A 15034-nucleotide genomic window follows, 5' to 3' on the forward strand; every position below is an offset into this window, starting at 1 on the left:
CGCGCTTGATCGTTTCCGAATTGGTCGCGCCCATGGCGAGGCTGCCGTCGCGCATGGCACCGGGCACGGCGGCCAGTGAATCGTCGGCCATCGAGGAGACGAACGGAATGATCATGACGCCCATCACGACACCGGCGGCGAGCGCGGACTCGGACGAGGCGCTGCTTACGCCGAGCACGTTGACCGCAAAGTCGCGAACCGCCGGCGCCACGGTCAGCGCCGCGAAATATCCGTAGACGACGGTCGGGACACCGGCGAGAATTTCCAGCACCGGCTTCATCACCGAGCGCACGCGCGCCGGCGCATATTGCGTAAGATACACCGCGCTCATCAGGCCCAACGGTATCGCGACGATCATCGCGATGATCGCGCCGATCAGGATCGTGCCCCAGAAGAGTGGTATCGCGCCGAACGAACCCGGATCGTCGCTGAACGTCGTCGAAGTCGGGCTCCATTGCGTGCCGAAGATGAATTCGACCGGCGATATGCGGTCGAAGAAGCGGATCGTTTCGAATAACAGCGAGGCGACGATGCCGACGGTCGTGAGAATCGCGATCAGCGAGGCGATCAGCAGCACCCACATCACGACCCGCTCGACGCGGTTGCGCGCGCGGAAATCGGGCCGCACGCGCAGGAAAGCGAAGGCGCCGCAGGCGAATGCCAGCAGGAGCGTCGCGACCGTGCCGATGACGCGGTAGAATGAAGACGCTTCCTGATAGGCCGGAACGAGTTCCTGGGCTTCGGGATTGAATGCCACGCTCAGCGACCCGTTGGCCAAGGCGCGGGCCTCGCCCAAAATGGCGGTGCGTTCGATCTCGGAGTCCGGGAGAATGTCGGCCGCAGGGCTGGTCAGCACCGACTGTTCGACCATGCCGGGCATCACGATCGCCCAGATAGACAGGAAGATCAGCGCGGGAACGCCGAGCCAGAGCGCGACGTACCAGCCATGATAGCTGGGCAGCGAATGGGCGCGCAGCCCGTCGATGGGTCTCAGCTGCGCCGCGCGCATGCGCGCGGCGAACCAGCTCATCGCACCCAGGCCTATTACCAGCAGGAACAGGAAGAAGATCGACACGGTTCCGTTCAAATCCCTTTCGCAACCGGCATCCCAGCCGGAAAAATCGATCTTGTCAGGCTCTTAGACAGCGTCCGGCTTCGGTGCCGACCGTGTATTCGCTTGTTGCGAGAACCCCCACGACCCCATCCGTTACCCGGCTATCGCGAATCACGCATGGCGACCATTAACGGCCGCTCAGCCTTTGTGACATTGTCGTTACGAGAAGATGACATCGACAGAGGTTTTTTGGGCAGATCGACGCTGACCTTCGTGCCCTTGCCGACTTCGCTTTCGACCGTCAGCCGGCCGCGATGCCGTTCGACAATGTGCTTGACGATGGCGAGACCGAGACCTGTGCCGCCGAGCGAGCGGCTGCGGCCCGGATCGACGCGGTAGAAACGCTCGGTGAGACGCGGAAGATGTTCGGGCGCGATGCCTTCGCCGCGATCCTCGACCGTGAGCCGCATCATGTCGTCGGAGATCGGCCGATAGCGGACGGTCACGGGCGATTCCTGGTCGCCATATTTAAGTGCATTGCCGACGAGATTGCTGACGAGCTGCGTGATCTGGACCCGATCGCCGGCAATCGTGACCGGTTCGGGGGGCGCGCGTATCTCGACGCGATCCTGCTCGACGCCCTGTTCGGCGCAGATCGCGATACAGGCTTCCTGAATCAGCGGCCCGAGCTCGATTTCGTCGGCTGGCGCCCGGTATTTTTCCGATTCGATCCGGGAGAGCGACATGAGATCGCCGATCAGCCGCTGCATCCGGCTCGCCTCGCCATGCATGATCTTGAGGAAGCGGTTGCGCGTCTTCTTCTCCTTTGCCGCGCCGTCCTGCAGCGTCTCGATATAGCCGAGCAGCGAGGCGAGCGGCGTGCGCAGTTCGTGGCTGGCATTGGCGACGAAATCCGCGCGCATCTTTTCGGCCGCATGCGCGCTGCTGCGGTCGGCAAGGCGCACGAACCGCGCATTGCCCTTGAGTTCGTGAATGATCAGCTCCCAGGGGCGCTCGCGCTCGCCGATCCCGACGAGCTCCATCGCGACGCGCGACTCTTCGGCCCCCGCTTCGCCGGTCAGCCGGTCCGCGGCGGCAGGATGGCGGATCGCGAGCCGGACATCCTCGCCGACGATATGCGTGCCGAGCAGGGCGAGCGCGGCCGGGTTAGCGCGCTCCACGCGCCGCCCGACGATCAGCATGTTGGGATCGTCGATCGCGTTCATCAGCTGTTCGAGCGTCGGCAGCTGCGATTCGTCGAACGCCGGTTCGGCCGGCGCCGGTTCTTCCTCTTCCGGCTCCTCGCGTTCCGCAATGTTGGCGAAAGTCAGGGCGATTCCGCCCAGCAACCCGCCCAGCGCGGCGAGGATCGCCGGAAGCGGCGGCGCGCCCAGCGTATAAGCGAGGAAACCGAGGCCAAAAGTGGTTAACAGCGCGACAACGGCGCGAAGAGGCGTTATCTGGCCCATTGAGCATGTAATACAGTTGTTATGTTACACTCGCCAGTACAGGATGGAATTGGCGCGTAGCAGGGCAAATCCGGGAAGGACGGCATGAGCGAGAAGCGCGAAGACGATACGCCCGAAGCCAAGGGCCCGGCAAAGCCCGGCCGGCGTCAGGTGCTGGCGCTCGGCGCCGCCGCTGCGTCCACCGTCGTCACGGTCCGCCCCGCGCTGGCCCAGGCGCAGGTGTCGATCATGGCCTGCGAAATCCCGATCCCCGATCCCGCGCGCATGGGCAATTACATCGCCGCCGACGGTTCGGTCGTCCCGCCGGGCACGCCGGGCGCTTTCCCGCCGCCGGGCCGCAACCTGATCGGCGAAGAAGTGCGCGATGCCGTTTTGGGCGGTGGCACCATTCCGGGTTACGGCTATGAGCAGAGCCAGGCCTATACCAACTATATCCGCCGCCTGCAGTCCGGCATGAGCGGCTTCACCTGTTACGCATCGATCCAGATGTCGCGGAGCTGACGCTCCACCGGAAACCGTCATGACCGACGCACCCTATCGCGCCGATCCGCCCGAGGCCCGGCGCATGGTGATGCTCGACGGCGTCGCGCTCATCTTCCACCGCCCGTCCGGGCTCACCCATATCGTCGCCCCGCCCGCACCGCAGATACTCGAAGCGCTGGAGGAGGGCGATGCGAGTGCGGGAGCGCTGCTCGCGCGGCTTCAGCGCGACTATGATTTCGGGGAGGCGGACGATCTCGCCGCGGCGCTCGATGCGCGGCTCGCCGAACTCGAAACGGCCGGACTGGTGTGGCGGCCATGAAGCACGAATTTCGCGTGCAGGTCGGGCCGGCCGCCTTCCGGATCGGATCGGATTGGCGCCGGCCGCTCGATCAGATGGCGGCGCTGTACACGGGCTATCCAGAGCCGGACATTCCCGACTTCACCGTCCGCCTGTTCGCCCGGTGCTTCTGGCGGCGGTTCCTGCGCCCCTCGGTGATGATCGGCGGCGACTATATGCTGCCCGATGCCGCGCCGCTCTCGCTCGCGCACGGGATGCTCGGCGCGGAAATGGGCATGAACCTGCAGATGGCGCTGGGCCAGCGGCGCTTTCTGTTGCTCCACGCCTCGGCTGTCGAGCGCGATGGCAAGGCGCTGCTGATGACCGGCGAATCCGGCGCGGGGAAATCGACGCTCTCCGCGTTACTCGGCGAACGCGGCTGGCGGTTCATGGGCGACGAGTTCGCGCTGGTCGATCTGGACAGCGGCGCGATCCACCCGTTCCCCCGTCTCGTCAGCCTCAAGAATGAGGCGATCGCCCTGTTCGAAGGCAGTGTGGACGCCAGCCGCCTCGGGCCGCTGATGCGCGATACGCCGAAGGGCGATATCCGCCATTTACGCCCGCCCGACGATGCCGTGGCGAAGATGCACGAGCCCGCGCGGCCCGCTCTGCTGCTCTTCCCGCGTTTCGGTCATGCGCCCGATATCCGCGAGATCGGCCAGGCCGAGATATTCGTGCGGCTGACCCAGGCGTCGACCAACTATGTCACGCTGGGCGAGGCGGGTTTCGATGCGCTGTCGGGTTTGGTGACCACCGTGCCGAGCCGGGCCGTCGACTATCCCGACACCGAAAGCGCCGTCGACAGCGTCGAACGGCTTTGGGCGGAGCTGGCGAAATGACCGATGCGAGGCCTCTCGTCCGCGCGCTGACCGATCCGGCATCGACCGCCGGCCTCGATTCGGCCGGCTGGACCGCGCTAATCGCCATGGCACGCGCGGAACAGCTGATGGGCACGCTCGCGCATCGGCTCGATGGTCTCGACCTGCCGGACGCGGTCGCCCGCATCTGCGCCGATGCGCGGCGCTCGATCGAGCATGGCCGGCGCCAGGCGCTGTGGGAGGCGGAAATGGCGCGCCGCGTCCTCGCGCCGCTCGGCGAACCGGTCGTACTGCTCAAGGGCACGGCCTATGTGGCGGCCGGTCTGTCGGCAGGCGTGGGCCGCTCGATCGGCGATCTCGATATCCTCGTCCGCCGCGAAGCGCTGGACGCGGTCGAGCGCGGGCTGATCGAGTGCGGCGGCTGGGAATGGGTGAAAGAGGACGACTATGACGACGCCTATTATCGCGATCACATGCACGAGCTGCCGCCGCTGATCCACAAGGATCGCGACCGGATGATCGATGTGCATCATACGGTGCTGCCGCTGACCGCGAAACCGACGCCCGATGCGGCTGCGATGATCGCCGACAGCGAAGCGCTCGATGACGGCCTGCGCATCCTTTCGCCGCCCGATATGATCTGCCATGCCGCCGCGCATCTCTTCGCCGATGGCGATCTGGCGGGTGGCCTACGCAACCTCTGGGATATCGACCGGCTGCTCCGCGATTTCGGAGAGCGGGAGGGGTTTTGGCAGGCGCTTGGCGAACGGGCGGACCGGCACGAATTGACAAAGCCCGTCGCCCGGGCACTGCGTCTCGCGGAAAGGCTTTACGAAACGCCCATCGATGGCGATGTCGCGGGCGAGACGCGGGCCGCCGACGCACTCTATGTCCGCCGTCTGCTCGCGCGTGACAATTGGGGCGGCGAGACGCGCAAGGGACTGCGCCTGGCTTTCTATGGGCGCTCCCACTGGCTCCGCATGCCGCCGCTGATGCTGGCGCGGCACCTCTGGACGAAATGGCGTAAGGGGTGATGGGGCTCAGTCGTGCGCGGTGATCAGGTCGACCATCATTTCGATATCCCGCGCGGCCATTTTTCGAAGCCTTTCATCCGCAATCATCAGCCGGCCGAGACTGGCCCAATAGACCATCAGCGCCCGCGATCGGAGCGCCGCCTTGGGTACTTCGATTTCGCGGAGCAAACTCTCGATGTAACCGATCCGGCGGCGGTCCACGGCGGCCACCGCCGCGCCGGCATTCCGGTCGATCAGCGCCCATGAGCGAATGGCGCGTTCGAGCCGCATATCGCTGTTGAAGGCCTGCTTGATCAGCGTCTTGAGCCGTTCGCCCGCGGGCGCGTCCTTCCCCAAGCGCCGGATTACGATCTCTGTCGATCGCCGCGACCAGCTTTCAAGCACGGCCGATTCGAGCGCCCCCACATCGCGGAAATGCCAGTAGAAGCTGCCACGCGTAACGCCGAGCGACTTGGCGAGCGGTTGCGCGCGCAACGCGCTGTGCCCGTTTTCGGTCAACATCTGTGTTGCGTGCTTGATCCAGTCAGCCCGGCTCAGTTTGCTCATCATGCAGTACCATACACATGTGTATTGACAATTGCCAAGAGGCGGGGCACCATACATTTGTGTATGGAGGTTGATATGGAAGATATGGCTCTAATTCTTGCCGGCGTGATCGGCATAACGACCGCAATCGTGCACGGCGTGCTCACGCATCGCCTGATGACTCAGCCGTTGCTGGCGGCGGCGGGCCGGCATGATGGCATTGCCCCCTCGATAATGCGGCTCTTTCCTCTGCTCCTGCAGTTCAGCACATATTGCTGGCTGGCTGGCGGTATCGCGTTGATCGGTGCGGCGTTGTGGGCGGATCCAGCGGCACGGCTGACGACCAGCATTTTCGTGGCAGGCTTCTACTCATTCGGGGCGATCGCCAATCTCTGGGGCACGCGGGGCCGGCATTTCGGCTGGATGCTGCTGGCAGCGGCTGTCCTGTTGATCGGCGTTGGTGCGGTAGAAGCAGCCTGACGGCATCTAACGCAGCTTCAGCAGAGTCGGCACCAGCTCATCATAATGGTGGATGACGGCATCGGCGCCCAGCTCCTCGACCGGCTGGTGGAGAAAGCCGAAGCTGACGGCCACGCTCGGGATGCCAGCCCCGCGTGCCGCATCGACGTCGTAAATCGAATCGCCGACGAAGGCCGCGCAGCCGCCGCCGGATCGCTCGATCATCGCGCGGATCGGCGCGGCGTCCGGCTTGCGTTTGCCCGGTACCGTATCGCCGCCGATGACCGCCGCGAAGCGATGGTCGAATCCCTTGGCTTTCAACAGCTTTACCGCGAGCCGTTCATATTTGTTGGTCACGACCGCGAAGCGTGCGCCTCGCTCGGCGAGCGCGTCCATGGCCTCGAGCAATCCGGGGAAGGGCGGCGATCCCGATCCCAGATGTGCGTCATAATGATCGACGAGTATGGGAAGCAATTTGTCGACCAGTGCATCGTCGCTCTCCCCCGACGCCTGCAACCCCATGTCCAGCATATGCTTCGCCCCGAGACCGATCATCGGCCGCACCTTTTCCTGCGATAGCGGCGGCCGGCCCTCGGTCGCGAGCGCATGGTTGAGCGAGACGGTCAGCTCGTCGCTTGTGTCGAGCAAAGTGCCGTCGAGATCGAAACCGATCAGGTTGAAAGGCAAGGGCGGTTGCGTCATCCCCGCGCCATGCCGTCTGCCCTATGGAAATGGCAAGCATTTGCTGGCAGACCGCCGAGCGCAATGAGCGACAGCGCAGACATTACGCCGTCCGGTCCCTTCGCCGCCGTCATCCTGGCCGCGGGCAAGGGCACGCGCATGAAATCGGCGCGCCACAAGGTGCTCCATCCGATCGCTGGCAAGCCGATGCTCGGCCATCTGATGGACGAGCTGGCGACGCTCACGCCGAAGAAGATGGTCGTCGTGCTGGGTGCGGGCCGCGAGGAAGTCGAACCCTTCGTTACGGAGCGCGGCGCCGCCGTCGCCGTGCAGGAGCAACAACTCGGCACTGGCCATGCTGTATTGCAGGCGCGCGGGGCGCTGGCCGGGTTCGATGGCATGGTGCTCGCCTGTTTCGGTGACGTGCCGATGGTGCGCGCCGAGACGGTCGCGCGGATGCTGCACCGGTTGCAGGCGGATGAACCGGCCTGTGTCGTGCTCGGCTTCCGGCCCGACGATCCGCTGGCCTATGGCCGGATCGTCGCCGACGCTTCCGGGCGGATCGAAAAGATGGTCGAATATAAGGATGCGAGCGATGCGGAACGCGTCGTAACCCTGTGCAATTCTGGCCTTATCGCGGCGAAGGCGGACGACATGTTTGCGCTGCTCGATCGGGTCGGGAACGACAATGCGCAGGGCGAATATTATCTGCCCGACATGGTGATGGTGGCGCAGGCGGACGGGCGACACAGCGCCGTCATCGAGACCGAACCTTGGGAGGTCGCCGGGATCAACAGCCGCGCCGAACTCGCCGCGGTCGAACGCGACTGGCAGGAGCGCAAGCGGGCCGACGCGATGGCGGAGGGCGCGACGCTCGTCGATCCATCCACCGTCTGGTTCAGCCACGATACGAAGATCGGCCGCGACGTGACGATCGAGCCGCAGGTCCGGTTTGGGCCCGGCGCCAAGGTGGCCGATGGCGCGACGATCCATGCCTTCAGCCATATCGAGGGCGCGAGCATCGGCGAAGGCTGTTCGGTCGGCCCCTATGCGCGGCTGCGCCCGGGCGCGGTGATGGAGAAGGGCGCGAAGGTCGGCAATTTCGTCGAGATGAAAAAGGCGGTGCTCGGCGAGGGCGCCAAGGCCAGCCACCTCACCTATCTCGGCGACGCGACGGTCGGCGCCAACGCTAATATCGGCGCGGGCACGATCACGTGCAATTACGACGGCTTTTTCAAATATCAAACGGAGATCGGGGCAGGGGCGTTTATCGGCTCGAACAGCGCGCTGGTCGCCCCGGTGAAGATCGGCGAGGGTGCGATTGTCGGTGCGGGATCGGTGGTGACGAAGGATGTCGAGGCCGACGCACTCGCGCTCGCGCGCGGCGAGCAAAGCGCGAAACCCGGTTGGGCGAAGAAGTTCCGGGACGCGATGCGGAAGAAGAAGGCTCAAGAGTAACGCCGGAATGCCAAGGAAGATATTCGTCTGGTCTGCGCATCCGCGCTCGGGCTCGTTGAGCGATGCGCTGGCGGATGCTTATGTGGCGGGCGCGGAAGAGGGTGGGGCGGATGTCCGTGTGCAGAAGCTCAGCGCGATGGAATTCGACAGCGACTTCGCCGGTTATACCGGGGAACGCGTGCCGCTGGAGCCAGATCTGCAAGCCTGGCAGGACAATATCGCCCGGGCCGATCACCTGTTTTTCGTTCACCCCTATTGGTGGGGCGCGATGCCGGGCCGGGCGAAGGCGGTCTTGGACCGGGCGCTCGTTCCCGGTTTCGCGTTCAAATATCATGACGAGGGGCTGGGCTGGGACAGGCTGCTGACCGGCAGGACCGCCGATGCGATGATCACTTCGGACACCCCGCCATGGTACGATACGCTAAAGAACCGCAAACCGGGCCGGCGCGTCATGAAGAATCAGGTCCTCGGCTTCTGCGGAATCGAGGTGAAAAAGATCGTGCAGATCGGCCCGGTCAAAACGGCCAAGAGCGAGAAAATCGAAAGTTGGATTGAACGCGCTACGCGCATGGGCCGTGACGCGGCAGGATAACAGCAGGCCGCACCGGCACCCCTCCGATATGAGGGGGCCGATGCGGCGCAACCGCTAGTCAGACATCATTCATACCATTGGCCCGTGCCATGGGCTTCGGTGGCGCTGTGCCAGTGCATGGTCACCGAACCGCGGCGCACTTCGCCGGTGGCGCCGCCGGCGAAGCGGATTCCGCCGACGCAGCCAAGGGGCGTGTCGGGCCCGGGATCGCCGATATAGTTGCAGCCATAGGCGATTGTGGTCGCATCGGCCGCACCGTCCCGCACAGCGTCGCAGGCGAGCATGACCGCGAACATCGTGGCCGATGGTGCCTGATCCATGCCGACGCACCGGATCGCGCCGTTGACGGTACTGTCGTCCTCCAGTGTTGTGACATATGTGCCCTCGACCGATCCGCCGCGGCCCCATGTCCCGTCGGCGCCGATACCGCCGACCATGTTCACATCGCCCCACGTGATTTCATAAGTGAAATTCTCGGCATTGGCCGCAGATGCGCAGCACAATGCGGCGGCGAGTGCCGCCCCATATAGGTTTTTCATTATTCTCTCCCAATTCCCCAATCGTCCGGCTCTTCGCTCGGACACGCGCCGCTCGAGAAACGCCACGGTCGCCCGGCTCGCAGGCGCGAGGCTAGCAGATCGTTACGGATAAGTCACAAAGCCTAGAAAAGGTGCAATGACTCAGGGTGTTGCAGTGGCAAACCAGAATTCGGGCTGTTCGAGCAGGCCGAGAAAATCATATAGCGCCGTCCAGTTTCCATCGATTTCCATCGCGCCTGATTCTGCGAGGGCAAATGGGCGAACCGTTCCCAGCAGCATTGCCTCGAAGCTCGCGCGATCGAGTGTAACTGTTGCGCGCGGGTTTTGCGCCGCGCGCTCGCGGGGCACAATCACGCTCGGGCCAATCTCGACCCCGATGGTTTCCGCGGTATCGGTGAAGACAAAGTTCAGCGTAAATTCGCTATGCTGGAATCGCTCTGGTGCGTAGCGGCTCGCCAGCATGTCGAACAGATCGAGCGTCGGCACGGCGCGCAGGAAATCGGCATTGCCGAGCCGCGCGCCGCCCGTATCGGGCACGCCGTTACGCAGCTCGCTCGCCGCGCCGAGATAATAGCTGCGCCAAGGCCCGCTTTCGGCCTGGAAACCGAGCTGTTCGTAGGTGGCGGCGAGCCAGTTTCGCCCCTGTTCGTCGTCGGGCGCGGCAAACACCAGATGGTTGAGCACTTCCGCCGCCCAGCGATAGTCGCCAGCATCGAAGGCGGCGATGCCGCGCGCGAGTATAGCATCGCGGCCGCCCATCGCCTCGACATAGCGTGCGGCGGATTGCTCGTGCGGCAGCCGGTGAAACTCGGCCATCACGCCGCCCCACCAACCGAAATAATGCTGGTACACTGCCTTGGCATTGTGATTGAGCGTCCCGTAGTAACCGCGCGTATCGAACGCCTGACGCGAAAAGGTCGGTTCGGCGATGGCCTCGGCCGCTTCGACCATCGTCGCGCCGCTATTCGCCCGGCGCAGCGTCTGATCGTGGATATAGCGGTAGATATCGCGCTGGCCGGTGAGAAAGAGCGTGACGTTTTTCGTGCCCCAGCTTGGCCAGTGATGCGAGGCGAGCACGACGTCCGAGCGGTCGCCATATTCGATCAGCACATGATCGATTGCGCGGCTCCAGGCGAGCGCGTCGCGCACCTGCGCCCCGCGCATCGTGAGGACGTTGTGGAGCGTGGCGGTGGCGACCTCGGCCGTGTGCAAGGCGCGGTGTTCGGGCAGGTAGAACATGAACTCGGCGGGCGCTTCGGTGCCGGCCGCATCGATAAATTCGAACTCCACACCATCGATCGTGCGCCGCGTGCCCCGGCCTTCGATCTCCTCGGTCGGCAGGACGAGGCTGACCGTGCCCTGCGGGATGCCCGGGCCGAGGCCGGAGCCGATATGGGCGCTGGCGCCGGGGGGAATGACTTGGCCGAACATCAGGGTCGCGCGGCGGCTCATATGCGGGCCGGCGAGCAGATTCTCCGCGACGGCGGTTTCGGAAAAGCCGATCGGCGCGAGCACCGGCACGCTGCGCGCGGCGATCTCGGCCTCGTCGATGATCCCGCGTGCGCCGCCAAAATGGTCGGCATGCGAATGGGTGTAGAGCATGCCGGTGACCGGTCGCTCGCCCAGCGTTTCCTGCACGAGCGCGAGCGCGGCGGCGGCGGTTTCGGTGGTCGTCAGCGGATCGACGATGATCCAGCCCGTTTCGCCCTCGATAATCGTCATCACCGAAAGATCGTAGCCGCGCACCTGCCAGATGCCCTCGGTCACCTCGAACAGCCCGTGCTCGGCCGCAAGTATCGATTGCCGCCAGAGCGAGGGATTGGCCGTGTCGGGCGCATCGCTCTCCAGAAACGCCCGCGCCGCGATGGGCCAGACCACCGAACCGTCTTCGGCGCGGATGGCGTCGGCTTCGATCTGCGCGATGCGCCCGCGCCGCGCATCGATGAAATCGGCTTCGTCGGTAAGCGGGAGGCGCTCGGCCACCGCGGCGTTGGCCTGCCGCGTCGCGTCCGTCGCGATGCCGGGCGGCGGTGCGGTGCGAATGCCGTTGTCCGAAGATTGGGCGAACGCGGCCGATGCCAGCATCGCCCCGCCAACGCCGATGGAAAGAAAGAATGCGTAACCCGTTTTCATGCCCCGGCTCCCTCAACCGTCCAATATCGGATTATGCCGGAAAGCCGGCGCCGTGTCATTCAGCCGTCGATGAGATGCCGTGGCCCGGGGCCGCGCAGCCCGGCCCGGTCCTCGGGATTGTAGAGCTGGCATTTCTTGAGGCTCAGGCAGCCGCAGCCGATACAGCCGTCGAGCCGGTCGCGCGTACGCTCGAGTTCGGCGATCCGCGCATCGATCGTGCCGCGGATCGCCGTGCTGATCCGCGTCCAGTCCCGCTGGGTCGGGTTGCGGCCCTGCGGCAGTTTCGCGAGCTGATCCCGGATTTCGCCGATGGAGAGACCGAGCTGCTGGGCGATCAGCACGAAGGACAGGCGCCGGATATCGGATCGCAGGAAACGCCGTTGTCCGCCTTCGCTGCGCAGCGGGTGGACGAGGCCCTTATCCTCGTAGAACCGGATCGCCGAGACCGAGAGCCCGGTCCGCGCCGCGAGATCGCCAATAGAGAGCAGAGCGGATTTGGCCATAACCGTGATCGCATCTTCCGTTCAAAACAATGCTTGACCTCAACTTAGCTTGAGGTTCTAGAAGAGGCAACCGAAGCAGGAATGCATCGGGAATACCGCCCAGAGTCAGGCCTGCTCGCAACGTGAGGAAACGGCGCAAGGGAGCGGGCGAGTGCGACTCAACCAGGTAACCGTCGGATGTACCGACTATGCCGCTTCGGTCGCCTTCTACCGGCGGCTGGGGCTGACGCAGATCGTCGATGCGCCGCCCGGCTATGCGCGGTTCGAGACGCCGACCGGCGAGACCTTTTCGATCCATGGACTCGACGCCGTGCGCGGCGCGAGCACCGTCATTTATTTCGAAATCGACACGCTGGACGAGGCAGTGGCCGCGCTCCGCGATGCCGGCATCGCCTTCGACAGCGGCCCGCGCGACGAGCGCTGGGGCTGGCGCGAGGCCCGGCTCCGCGACCCGGCTGGCAACCGGCTGTGCCTGTATCGCGCGGGCGAATATCGGCGCTTCCCGCCTTGGCGGATCGGTCAGCAGACCAATGAAAAGGAGAACAGCAAATGAGTGATGCGCGTATCGAACATGTGAATATTACCGTGACCGACCCGCGGCGTTCGGCCGATCTGATGCACGATCTGTTCGGCTGGGACGTCCGCTGGCAGGGCGCTTCGCAGCTTGGCGGCGAAACGATCCATGTCGGCAGCGAGACCGACTATCTCGCCCTGTATACGAACGAGGCAACGCAAGCCGCCGACCCGCGTTTTTCCAAAGGCAAGCCACTCAATCATGTCGGCGTGGTCGTCGACGATCTCGATGCCGTCGAACGCAAGGTGATCGCGGCGGGGTTGGAGCCGTTCAGCCATGGCGACTATGAGCCGGGGCGGCGTTTCTATTTCTTCGACTGGAACGGCATCGAGTTCGAAGTGGTGAGCTATGCCTGAGCGTTCGAAACGGACGCGGTGGCAGCGCTTTTGCGCGGCGATGGTCAAGCATGGCCATGGGCGCACCTGCGATATCTCTGCCGCGTCGGCCTATCGCCAGCGCCATCCGGGAAGTGGCGGCAAGGCACTCCGCAGATCCCCGGCGGATACGACTGCGATCAGTAATGTGAAGCAAGCGCCTGTGTTTACTTGATGCTATCCATATTCCGGCTAAACAGCCTGCATAGCAAAAACTCTGGATGCGGGAAGAACGGCGCCTATGTGCGGCATTATCGGAATTTTGGGAACCGCACCGGTTACCGAGCGGCTGATCGACGGTCTGCGCAGGCTCGAATATCGCGGTTATGACAGCGCCGGGGTCGCGACGCTCAGCGACGGTGCAATTACGCGCCGCCGGGCGGAGGGTAAGCTCGATAATCTCGTCAAAGTGCTGGCCGCCGATCCGATCGACGGCGCGGTCGGCATCGCCCATACGCGATGGGCCACGCATGGCGCGCCGACGACGGACAATGCGCATCCCCATGCCACGGGCGAGGTCGCGCTCGTTCACAACGGGATCATCGAGAATTTCAAGGAGCTGCGCGAGGAGCTGCTGGCGCGCGGCCGTACATTCGAGAGCGAGACGGATACCGAGGTCGTCGCGCATCTGATCACCGAATTTCTCGAGGCCGGCGAGGAGCCGCGCGATGCCGTGCGCAAGACGCTCGACCGGCTGCACGGAGCCTTCGCGCTTGCCATCATGTTCAAAAGCCATCCCGACATGCTGATCGGTGCGCGGCTCGGTTCGCCGCTCGTGGTCGGTCACGGGGAGGGAGAGAGCTTTTTCGGCTCTGACGCACTCGCGCTCGCGCCGTTCACCAAACGTATCAGCTATCTCGAAGAAGGCGACATGGTCGTCATCACGCGCGATGCGACGATGATATACGATGCCGATGACGAATTGACGGCCCGCCCGGTCAGCGAAAGCGGCGCCTCGGCGGCGATGATGGAAAAGGGCAATCATCGCCACTTCATGCAGAAGGAGATTTTCGAGCAGCCGATCGTCGTCGCCCAGACTTTGCAAAGCTATCTCCGCCCGCTCGAAGAGCAGGTCGCGCTGCCGGACATGCAATTCGACCTGGCCGGCTTCGACCGCATTTCCATCGTCGCCTGCGGCACGAGCAGCTATGTCGCGATGATCGGCAAATACTGGATCGAGCAGTTCGCACGCGTGCCGGTTGAAGTCGATGTGGCGTCCGAATTCCGCTATCGGGAACCCGTACTCACCGAAAACCAGCTCGCGCTGTTCATCTCCCAATCCGGCGAGACGGCGGACACCTTGGCCGCGCTCAAGCACTGCCGGAAGGCGGGCGTAAAGACTGCCGGCATCATCAACGTGCCGACGAGCTCGATGGCGCGCGAAGTCGATCTGCTGCTTTCGACCCATGCGGGGCCCGAGATCGGGGTCGCATCGACCAAGGCATTTACCTGCCAACTCGCCGTGATGGCTGCCTTCGCGACCAATCTCGCCCGCGCCAAGGGCAAGCTCGATGCGGACGCGGAACGCGATATTGTCCGGCACCTGTCCGAAGCGCCCGAGGCGATGAATGCCGCGCTCGGCCATGACGAGGATATCGCCGCCATGGCGGGGACGATCGCCGAAGCGCGCGACGTGCTCTATCTGGGCCGTGGGCCCGACTATCCGATGGCGCTGGAAGGCGCGCTGAAGCTCAAGGAAATCAGCTACATACACGCCGAAGGCTATGCGAGCGGAGAGATGAAGCACGGGCCGATCGCGTTGATCGACGACGCGGTGCCGCTGGTCGTGATCGCGCCGTCCGGGCCGCTGTTCGAAAAGACCGTGTCGAACATGCAGGAGGCGCAGGCGCGCGGCGCGAAGGTCGTACTGATTTCGGACGCGGACGGCATCGCCAAGGCAGGCGAGGGGACGATCGCGACGATCGAGATGCCGAAGGTGCACCCGCTGATCGCGCCGCTCGTCTATGCGATTCCCGTGCAGCTGCTCGCCTATCATGTGGC

Annotated in this window: 17 protein-coding genes; 10 read left to right on the plus strand and 7 right to left on the minus strand. The window is 64.6% G+C overall.

All coding sequences use genetic code 11. The features are described from left to right. Together ACTS1Z_RS04110 and ACTS1Z_RS04115 are read right to left on the minus strand one after the other, a co-directional pair. On the minus strand, positions 1–1030 hold a 1030-nt coding region (locus ACTS1Z_RS04110), incomplete at its 3' end, for a PstC family ABC transporter permease (RefSeq protein ID WP_442623183.1). A 185-nt stretch (positions 1031–1215) separates the two neighbouring features. After that, positions 1216–2523 carry a sensor histidine kinase gene (locus tag ACTS1Z_RS04115; protein WP_442623167.1) on the minus strand — a complete coding sequence of 436 codons (1308 nt, stop codon included), beginning with the start codon at positions 2521–2523 and terminating at the stop codon, positions 1216–1218. An 84-nt stretch (positions 2524–2607) separates the two neighbouring features. Here ACTS1Z_RS04115 and ACTS1Z_RS04120 point away from each other — a divergent pair, with 84 nt between their 5' ends. Genes ACTS1Z_RS04120 through ACTS1Z_RS04135 form a run of 4 tightly spaced genes read left to right on the plus strand, consistent with a single transcriptional unit; the run spans position 2608 to position 5195 of the window. Continuing rightward, on the plus strand, positions 2608–3024 hold the full coding sequence (locus tag ACTS1Z_RS04120) for a hypothetical protein (RefSeq protein WP_442623168.1): 417 nt from the start codon (positions 2608–2610) through the stop codon (positions 3022–3024). 19 nt (positions 3025–3043) lie between these two features. Then, positions 3044–3325 (plus strand): HPr-rel-A system PqqD family peptide chaperone, encoded by a 282-nt coding sequence (locus tag ACTS1Z_RS04125; protein ID WP_442623169.1) that lies wholly within the window; start codon positions 3044–3046, stop codon positions 3323–3325. Then, on the plus strand, positions 3322–4182 hold the full coding sequence (locus ACTS1Z_RS04130; RefSeq protein WP_442623170.1) for an HprK-related kinase A: 861 nt from the start codon (positions 3322–3324) through the stop codon (positions 4180–4182). Before ACTS1Z_RS04125 ends, ACTS1Z_RS04130 begins: the two co-directional genes overlap by 4 nt. Further along, entirely contained in the window at positions 4179–5195 is a 1017-nt protein-coding gene (locus tag ACTS1Z_RS04135; protein WP_442623171.1) for a nucleotidyltransferase domain-containing protein, read from the plus strand. The genes ACTS1Z_RS04130 and ACTS1Z_RS04135 overlap by 4 nt, the downstream gene beginning before the upstream one ends. A gap of 6 nt (positions 5196–5201) precedes the next feature. Here the strand turns inward: ACTS1Z_RS04135 and ACTS1Z_RS04140 are convergent, their stop codons facing one another. Next, a complete protein-coding gene (locus ACTS1Z_RS04140; protein WP_442623172.1) occupies positions 5202–5744 on the minus strand; it encodes a TetR/AcrR family transcriptional regulator in 543 nt (180 codons plus the stop codon). 72 nt (positions 5745–5816) lie between these two features. Between ACTS1Z_RS04140 and ACTS1Z_RS04145 the strand changes: the two genes are divergently transcribed. Next, positions 5817–6200: a hypothetical protein gene (locus ACTS1Z_RS04145; RefSeq protein ID WP_442623173.1), complete on the plus strand. Its 384-nt coding sequence runs from the start codon at positions 5817–5819 to the stop codon at positions 6198–6200. A 6-nt stretch (positions 6201–6206) separates the two neighbouring features. On the opposite strand, the gene ACTS1Z_RS04150 is transcribed toward ACTS1Z_RS04145, so the two are convergent. After that, positions 6207–6881: an HAD-IA family hydrolase gene (locus tag ACTS1Z_RS04150; RefSeq protein WP_442623174.1), complete on the minus strand. Its 675-nt coding sequence runs from the start codon at positions 6879–6881 to the stop codon at positions 6207–6209. A 63-nt stretch (positions 6882–6944) separates the two neighbouring features. Here ACTS1Z_RS04150 and glmU point away from each other — a divergent pair, with 63 nt between their 5' ends. Further along, entirely contained in the window at positions 6945–8318 is a 1374-nt protein-coding gene (glmU, locus tag ACTS1Z_RS04155) for a bifunctional UDP-N-acetylglucosamine diphosphorylase/glucosamine-1-phosphate N-acetyltransferase GlmU (protein WP_442623175.1), read from the plus strand. A 7-nt stretch (positions 8319–8325) separates the two neighbouring features. Next, a complete protein-coding gene (locus ACTS1Z_RS04160) occupies positions 8326–8910 on the plus strand; it encodes an NAD(P)H-dependent oxidoreductase (RefSeq protein WP_442623176.1) in 585 nt (194 codons plus the stop codon). A gap of 65 nt (positions 8911–8975) precedes the next feature. Here the strand turns inward: ACTS1Z_RS04160 and ACTS1Z_RS04165 are convergent, their stop codons facing one another. The 3 genes from ACTS1Z_RS04165 to soxR all read right to left on the minus strand — a co-directional run bounded on the left by ACTS1Z_RS04165 (position 8976) and on the right by soxR (position 12085). Continuing rightward, positions 8976–9449 carry a hypothetical protein gene (locus ACTS1Z_RS04165; RefSeq protein ID WP_442623177.1) on the minus strand — a complete coding sequence of 158 codons (474 nt, stop codon included), beginning with the start codon at positions 9447–9449 and terminating at the stop codon, positions 8976–8978. Between the two features lie 141 nt (positions 9450–9590). Further along, on the minus strand, positions 9591–11582 hold the full coding sequence (locus tag ACTS1Z_RS04170; RefSeq protein WP_442623178.1) for an alkyl/aryl-sulfatase: 1992 nt from the start codon (positions 11580–11582) through the stop codon (positions 9591–9593). Positions 11583–11641: 59 nt separating this feature from the next. Then, positions 11642–12085, minus strand: coding sequence for a redox-sensitive transcriptional activator SoxR (gene soxR / locus ACTS1Z_RS04175; protein ID WP_442623179.1), 444 nt, complete (start codon positions 12083–12085; stop codon positions 11642–11644). A gap of 151 nt (positions 12086–12236) precedes the next feature. Between soxR and ACTS1Z_RS04180 the strand changes: the two genes are divergently transcribed. The 3 genes from ACTS1Z_RS04180 to glmS all read left to right on the plus strand — a co-directional run. Continuing rightward, the gene (locus ACTS1Z_RS04180; protein WP_442623180.1) at positions 12237–12638 is read left to right on the plus strand and encodes a VOC family protein; all 402 of its coding nucleotides are present in this window, start codon (positions 12237–12239) and stop codon (positions 12636–12638) included. After that, positions 12635–13015 (plus strand): VOC family protein, encoded by a 381-nt coding sequence (locus ACTS1Z_RS04185; protein WP_442623181.1) that lies wholly within the window; start codon positions 12635–12637, stop codon positions 13013–13015. The genes ACTS1Z_RS04180 and ACTS1Z_RS04185 overlap by 4 nt, the downstream gene beginning before the upstream one ends. 259 nt (positions 13016–13274) lie before the next feature. Further along, a partial coding sequence (gene glmS, locus ACTS1Z_RS04190) for a glutamine--fructose-6-phosphate transaminase (isomerizing) (RefSeq protein ID WP_442623182.1) occupies positions 13275–15034 on the plus strand: 1760 nt, incomplete at its 3' end.

This window comes from Parasphingopyxis sp. (genome assembly GCF_052168295.1).
In the GTDB taxonomy this organism is placed as follows: domain Bacteria; phylum Pseudomonadota; class Alphaproteobacteria; order Sphingomonadales; family Sphingomonadaceae; genus Parasphingopyxis.

What these genes read in the sequence shown, in the direction of transcription:
- ACTS1Z_RS04145 (WP_442623173.1), top strand. Translation starts at nt 5,817, where the DNA reads ATGGAAGATATGGCTCTAATTCTTGCCGGCGTGATCGGCATAACGACC.
- ACTS1Z_RS04185 (WP_442623181.1), top strand. Translation starts at nt 12,635, where the DNA reads ATGAGTGATGCGCGTATCGAACATGTGAATATTACCGTGACCGACCCG.
- ACTS1Z_RS04115 (WP_442623167.1), bottom strand. Translation starts at nt 2,523, where the DNA reads ATGGGCCAGATAACGCCTCTTCGCGCCGTTGTCGCGCTGTTAACCACT.
- soxR (WP_442623179.1), bottom strand. Translation starts at nt 12,085, where the DNA reads ATGGCCAAATCCGCTCTGCTCTCTATTGGCGATCTCGCGGCGCGGACC.
- ACTS1Z_RS04130 (WP_442623170.1), top strand. Translation starts at nt 3,322, where the DNA reads ATGAAGCACGAATTTCGCGTGCAGGTCGGGCCGGCCGCCTTCCGGATC.
- ACTS1Z_RS04170 (WP_442623178.1), bottom strand. Translation starts at nt 11,582, where the DNA reads ATGAAAACGGGTTACGCATTCTTTCTTTCCATCGGCGTTGGCGGGGCG.
- ACTS1Z_RS04120 (WP_442623168.1), top strand. Translation starts at nt 2,608, where the DNA reads ATGAGCGAGAAGCGCGAAGACGATACGCCCGAAGCCAAGGGCCCGGCA.
- ACTS1Z_RS04160 (WP_442623176.1), top strand. Translation starts at nt 8,326, where the DNA reads ATGCCAAGGAAGATATTCGTCTGGTCTGCGCATCCGCGCTCGGGCTCG.
- ACTS1Z_RS04150 (WP_442623174.1), bottom strand. Translation starts at nt 6,881, where the DNA reads ATGACGCAACCGCCCTTGCCTTTCAACCTGATCGGTTTCGATCTCGAC.
- ACTS1Z_RS04140 (WP_442623172.1), bottom strand. Translation starts at nt 5,744, where the DNA reads ATGATGAGCAAACTGAGCCGGGCTGACTGGATCAAGCACGCAACACAG.
- glmU (WP_442623175.1), top strand. Translation starts at nt 6,945, where the DNA reads ATGAGCGACAGCGCAGACATTACGCCGTCCGGTCCCTTCGCCGCCGTC.
- ACTS1Z_RS04125 (WP_442623169.1), top strand. Translation starts at nt 3,044, where the DNA reads ATGACCGACGCACCCTATCGCGCCGATCCGCCCGAGGCCCGGCGCATG.
- ACTS1Z_RS04135 (WP_442623171.1), top strand. Translation starts at nt 4,179, where the DNA reads ATGACCGATGCGAGGCCTCTCGTCCGCGCGCTGACCGATCCGGCATCG.
- ACTS1Z_RS04165 (WP_442623177.1), bottom strand. Translation starts at nt 9,449, where the DNA reads ATGAAAAACCTATATGGGGCGGCACTCGCCGCCGCATTGTGCTGCGCA.